The following is a 6,049-nucleotide window of genomic DNA, read 5'->3' as shown; positions in this document are numbered from 1 at the left end:
ACCAGATCCTGGCGTCGGAACCGGGCTCGGAAACGATGAACTTGTCCTTCGGCGACCTCCCGGTGAACTTCCCGGTGTCGACCGCGAGCGGCCCGCCGTGTGCGATGCGCCCGTCGCCGCGCCGGATTGCGTGCTCGTACAGTTGCGCAGTCGACGGCTGCCAGATCACTGCTGCCGCGGGGTCGAGGCCGTGCCGATCGAGGCTGCCTTTAGCTCCGGTCGAGATCGTGGTCATTTCAGCGCCTCCAGCGGGAGTGTCGGTGGGAGTCGGATAGGGGTCGCAGCGCGTCGATTCTCCGCGCGACGCGCGTATGGTACGCACGCTCGGGGCTGCATGACCGGTGATCCTGACATGTCAGAACCCGCCCAGAGATGACCTCAGGCGATTCCTGCGACGGCGCCCTGCGACTCCGGTTCGACGTTCTCGTCGCGCGCCACGAGCAGGGCGTAGCGCGCTCCCGCAGCAAGGAGCTCGTGGTGGGGGCCGGCCTCCGCAACACCGCCCGCGTCGAGAACCACGATCTGATCCGCGTCACGCACGGTCGAGAGGCGATGTGCAATCGCGATCGTCGTTCGCCCCTCGGCAAGGCGCTCGAGCGCCTCTTGCACGAGCCGCTCCGTTTGCGTGTCGAGTGCCGAGGTAGCCTCGTCGAGCACGAGGATCGGAGGATTGCGGAGTACGGTTCTCGCGATCGCCATCCTCTGCCGCTCGCCACCCGAGAAGCGGTGCCCGCGCTCGCCGACCACGGTCTCGTAACCGTCCGGCAGCGAATCGATCAGTTCGTGAATCTGTGCAGCACGCGCCGCCTCCTCCACCTCGTCGTCGGTCGCATCCGGCTTCGCGAAACGAAGGTTCTCGCGAACGGTCGAGTGGAAGAGGTAGGTCTCCTGCGAGACGACGCCGACCGCTGCGGCGAGCGACTCGAACGTGAGCTCGCGCACGTCGATACCGTCGATCGAGACGGTGCCCTGGGTCGCGTCGTAGAGGCGCGCGACCAGGTAGCCACACGTCGTCTTGCCCGAGCCGGTCTCGCCGACGAGCGCCGTCTTCGTTCCGGCCGGGACCGCGAACGAGACGTCCTTCAGCGTCCAGGCGTCCTCGTCATAGCGGAAGCAGACACGATCGAACGTGACGTCGCCCCTTGGGCGATCGAGCGTCCGCGCGCCCTCGATGATGTCGATCGGTTGGTCGAGGTACTCGAAGATGCGGTCGAAGAGGGCGAGCGAGCTCTGCACCTCGAGCTGAACGCCGAGGAGGCTGCCGATCGGGAAGAAGAGCCGCGTCTGCAGGGTCGTGAACGCGACGAGGACGCCGATGCTGATCACGGAGCTGCCGCGCGCCTGCGACCACCCGGCGAACCAGTAGACGAGCGCCGGCATCACAGCGAACGTCATCTGGATCGCGGCCATCATCCAGCGGCCCGTCATCCGGCTTCGCACCTCGAGATCAGCGAGGCGAAGCGATTCGGTGGAGAACCGATCAGCAAGATCGCCGGAGCGCCCCATCGTCTTGCCGAGCAGGATGCCCGAGACGGAAAGCGACTCCTGCACGATCGACGAGACGTCGGCGAGCGATACCTGGCGCTCCGCGGTGACCTTCTTGCGCTGGGCCCCAACCCGCTTCGTCAGCCAGACGAAGAAGGGCAGCAGGATCAACGCGAAGACGGCGAGCCGCCAGTCGAGCAGCACCATCGCGACGATGGTGGCGATCACAGTCGTTACGTTCGACAGCACCGACGTTGCTGTGGAGGTGACGACGGTGTCGATGCCACCGATGTCGTTCGCGATCCGGCTCTGCACGTCACCCGTCCGCGTGCGGGTGAAAAACGCGAGTGAGAGCCGCTGCAGATGTCGGTAGACCGACGTGCGCAGGTCGTGCATGACCGCCTGGCCAACCCGATTCGAGAGCAGCGTCTGGTAGACGCCGATCGCGCCCGTGACGATCGGGATCAGGATCATTCCCGCGACGAGAAGGGTGAGCAGGCGCACGTCGTTCTCGGGGATCGCGGTATCGAGAACGCCGACGAGTAGGAACGACGGGATCACACCGAGCGCGGCAGAGAAGATGATCAGGGTGAAGACGACCGCGAGTTGGCGGCGGTACGCGCGGAAGAGCGGGAAGATTCGGCGCAGGTTCGCGCTGCGCACCGCCGGATCGGCGGGCCGTTCGGGCGGCTCGGCGATCGTGTCTGCTCCGAAACGGCGACCAGGCATCTCCCTAGAGTGCCTGCCGGGCCTCAGGCCAGGTCGATGGGGAGCCAACGGGCTACGTGCCGAGCTCCTCGACGACCTCCTGAAGGAGATCGGTGAGCTCACGGGCGAGCTCTGGCGTCGGGGCGGTACGTGACACGGAAATCGGCTCCCCGATCAGCGCGGCAAGCCGGGGGAAGCCGAAGCTGCGGCTCCCGAGCGCCCGGCGCGTTTCGAGCAGGCGGACGGGGAGGATCGGTGTGCCCGTCGCGAGCGCCATCCGTGCGGCCCCGCGCAGCCACGGCCCCTCGCGACGCATCACGCCACCCTCGGGAAAAAGGCCAACGACCTCGCCGGCCTCGAGCGCTGCGATCGCCTGGGCGATCGCAGCGACGTCGCTCTTCCCGCGCTCGACGGGGATCGCCTCGACGCTCGCGAGCCACCAGGGAAGCAGGGGCACGTTCCACAGCTCGGACTTGGCGAGATAGCGGATCGGCCGCGGGATGGACGCCGAGAGGATGAAGGGATCGAGAATCGATTCGTGGTTCGCGACGACGACGAGAGATCCGTCCGCCGGGACGCGTTCGATCCCACGCACCTCGAGCCGGTAAGCGGCCCGAACGACCGGCGTCAGCGGGCGCCGGTACGCCTCGTAGCTCAATATCCCGGCCCGCGACGAGGAAACTCGGGTAGCGCGTCGTTCGCGGAATGGCTGAGCACGATCTGCATGTCCCGGAGCGAGCGTATAGCGAAGCCCGCCTCGCAGTAGGTGAGGTAGAAGTGCCAGAGGCGGAGGAACCGTTCGTCGTAGCCGAGCGACCGGATCCGATCGACGTTGCGATCGACGTTCTCCCGCCACTCGCGCAGGGTGCGGGCGTACCCGAAGCCGATCTCCTCGACCCCGTTTATCTGGAGCTGCGTCCTGGCGACCGCCTTCGCGATCGACTCGAGCGACGGGAGGAGCGAGCCGGGGAAGATCGTCTGCTGGATCCAGTCGGGTCGGCGGCGGTAGCGCTCGAAGCGCCAATCCGGCACGCCGATCGTCTGGATGCACGCGAGGCCGCCCCGCGTGAGAAGCCGATCGATCGCCGAGAAGTAGTTCGCGTACTCGGCGAGTCCGATCGCCTCGAACATCTCGATCGACGCGATTTTCGTGAACGGACCTTCGGTGACCCGGTAGTCCTGCTCGCGGATCTCGACCGTCTCCGAGAGCCCTGCTGCCATGACGCGCTCGCGCGCGAGGCTGGCCTGGCTCGGGGACAGCGTCAGGCCCGTTACCCGGCAGCCGTACTCGGTCGCAGCCTGGATCGCGAAGCCACCCCAGCCGCAACCGATCTCGAGTACGTGGTCGTCGGGGCCGAGGCCGAGCTTCTCGCAGACATGCCGCACCTTCGCGCGCTGCGCCTCCTCGAGCGTCATTCCCGGGCGTTCCCAGTACGCGCACGAATACGCCATCGTCGAATCGAGCATCAGCGCGAACAGATCGTTCCCGAGGTCGTAGTGCGCAAGGATGTTGCTCTTCGCTGCGGCCTCCGTCTGCCGCGGGCGGCGGTCGGGACGGAGCTCCTGTAAGCGGTAGAGGCGCTTGAGCGTGGGGTGCTCACCGGTCGTCTCGAGATTGCGGCCGACGAGGGAGAACAGCCCGACGAGGTCGTCGCAGTCCCAGTCGCCATCGACGTACGACTCTCCGAAGCCGACGCGCGTTCGCGTCCCGAGCTTCATCCAGAAGGCGTCTGGCCGCCTCAGCTCGACGAGGATCGTCGGCCCGCGCCCATCGCCGAATCGACGGCCGTTGCCATCGGGGTAGCGCAGGACGACCTCCCCGCCCTCGAGCGCCGAGAGCGCACGGATGGAGAGGCGGCGGGCGACATTGGCGGCGATTCTCATGGGCGCATCGAGCCCTGTCCGCGAACGTACGGCGGCTTGCGGTGGAATGGTGTCCGCTTCACCCACAGGCGGAGCGCCTGCCAGTGGATCAGGCCGAGCACCCGGGCGGGCATGAGGGGGTGGCGCACGAGAGCAGCGCGCAGCGACCTCGACGTGAGCGGGACCCGACGGGCCGTGAGCGTGGCGTGAAAGTCGGGGCTGCCGCTCTCGTGAACGTCCATCCGAACGCTGAGCCGCTCCTCGGGCTCGGAAAACCACCACGTATAGGCCTGATCCATCGGCATGAACGGGGAGACGTGCAGGCGCTTGCCGGTCTCGAAGACCACGCGACCGCGAACGCCGGTGCCCTCGCCCGGCAGGAGGACGTACGGGTGCCTCTCACCGAACGTGTTGTTGACCTCGGCCACGATGCACGCGAGCGTCCCGTCCTCGTGTCGACACCACCAGAAGGACACGGGGTTGAAGACATGGCCGAGAACACGAAGGTTCGTGAGAACCTGGACGGAGCCACGGGCACCGAGATCGATGTCGTTCTCCGCGAGGAGGGCTCTGATATCGATGTGATCCGCGTCATGGAAGCTCGTGACCGCCCGACGGTTCCAGCCGAACAGCCGTAGCGAGCGATCGAGCTGCGGCAACTCGTCGAGGTCGAGAAACGCCATGTAGACGGGGTAGCTGAAGACGTTGTCGTGCGGCGCACGGCGCGCGTGCATGACGTTGCCGGTGTAGAGGGCGCTTCTCACCACGTCACCCCGAAGGCCGCGGCTGCCCGGAGCCCAGAGGCTAGACCGTCCTCGTGGAAGCCATTTCCCTGCCATGCGCCGGCGAACGCCGTGTTCCGCGAGACCCCGAAGGAGCGCGCCCGCTCGGCGGCGGCGAGGCTCGCGAGCGTCATCCGGGGATGCTCGTAGTCGATCACGCGGATCACGCTGGCCCCGTCGATCTCGGCGGTGCGGTTGAGCGTCACGCAGTATTCCGTCTCGGTCTCGAGCTTCTGCAGACGGTTCAGGGAGTAAGTGAGCGAGGGCCGCTCAGCGAGCACACCACATCCGGGAGACTGGTAGTTCCACGCTGAGCGATCCGAACGCCTCGCCGGGACGAATCGAGGGTCGGTATGAAGAACTGTCTCGTTTGCGGTGGTCTCGAAGGCGGACAACATCTCCTGCTCCTCCGGGGAGGGATCCTCGAGGAGCGCAAGCGCGCGAGGGGCGCTGGTCGCAACGACGACGCCGTCGTACTGGCGCACGGAGCCGTCGTCAGAGCGGATCTCAACGCCAGCAGTCGTCCGGGCGACCGACCGGACGGGAGCGTCGAGCTGCACGGCCACGCCGAGACGGTCGAGCAGAGCCGCGACGTACGTGCGGCTGCCGCCGCTGACCGTGCGCCAGCGTCGTCGGCGCAGGCCGAGCATCGAGTGATTGCGAAAGAAGGCAATGCCCGACGAGGCGGGAAACTCGAGCGCATCACCGGGCGCGGTCGACCAGAGCGCGGCGGTCATCGGCACAAGGTAGTGCCAGCGAAACGAATCCGAGTAGCCTTCGTCGAGAAGGAATCGGTCGAAGGTCTTTCCGTCGACGTCGGCGTCGCCTGCCGTTCGCAAGAATCGGACGATCTCGCGCAGCAGCGATGGCCCCGCCCTCCAGGGTCTGCGGCTCGACCACGCAAGACCGCAACCGCACGACATCGAGAACGACATCTCCGCTGCCTGGGTCCGAACGCCGAGCTCGCCGAAGAGCCGCGTCAGATTCGGATAGTTGACGTCGTTGTGAACGAGAAACCCCGTATCGAGCTCGAAGCCGGCGTGAGAAATCGTGTTGACGTGTCCTCCTGGCGTCGGGTTCGCCTCGTACAGCTCCACGTCGTGGAGCGCGGAAAGCACATGCGCTGCCCCGAGCCCGGCGATGCCGGTACCGATGATCGCTATCGTCATCTCATCGATGATTCGTTCGAGACCAGTGCATTGGATGACTGA

At 66.8% G+C, this 6,049-nt stretch carries 6 protein-coding genes; all 6 read right to left on the bottom strand.

The genetic code is table 11. The annotated features are described in order from the left end of the window. The coding region (locus tag ABIR74_RS09260) for a phosphoenolpyruvate carboxykinase (ATP) (protein ID WP_348177329.1) at window positions 1-235 on the bottom strand (235 nt) is incomplete at its 3' end. A gap of 143 nt (window positions 236-378) precedes the next feature. Next, complete coding sequence (locus ABIR74_RS09255; RefSeq protein ID WP_348177327.1) at window positions 379-2,214, bottom strand: ABC transporter ATP-binding protein; 1,836 nt, start codon at window positions 2,212-2,214, stop codon at window positions 379-381. Between the two features lie 52 nt (window positions 2,215-2,266). Next, on the bottom strand, window positions 2,267-2,851 hold the full coding sequence (locus ABIR74_RS09250; RefSeq protein WP_348177325.1) for a lysophospholipid acyltransferase family protein: 585 nt from the start codon (window positions 2,849-2,851) through the stop codon (window positions 2,267-2,269). Continuing rightward, window positions 2,848-4,077, bottom strand: coding sequence for a cyclopropane-fatty-acyl-phospholipid synthase family protein (locus tag ABIR74_RS09245; protein WP_348177323.1), 1,230 nt, complete (start codon window positions 4,075-4,077; stop codon window positions 2,848-2,850). Before ABIR74_RS09245 ends, ABIR74_RS09250 begins: the two co-directional genes overlap by 4 nt. Further along, on the bottom strand, window positions 4,074-4,820 hold the full coding sequence (locus ABIR74_RS09240) for a DUF1365 domain-containing protein (protein WP_348177321.1): 747 nt from the start codon (window positions 4,818-4,820) through the stop codon (window positions 4,074-4,076). Before ABIR74_RS09240 ends, ABIR74_RS09245 begins: the two co-directional genes overlap by 4 nt. After that, complete coding sequence (locus tag ABIR74_RS09235; protein WP_348177319.1) at window positions 4,817-6,007, bottom strand: FAD-dependent oxidoreductase; 1,191 nt, start codon at window positions 6,005-6,007, stop codon at window positions 4,817-4,819. Before ABIR74_RS09235 ends, ABIR74_RS09240 begins: the two co-directional genes overlap by 4 nt. Window positions 6,008-6,049 lie beyond the last annotated feature (42 nt).

The organism is Gaiella sp., assembly GCF_039915195.1.
In the GTDB taxonomy this organism is placed as follows: domain Bacteria; phylum Actinomycetota; class Thermoleophilia; order Gaiellales; family Gaiellaceae; genus Gaiella.
Note: the sequence above shows the minus strand (reverse complement) of the source record. Positions and strands in the feature narration are given on the sequence as shown.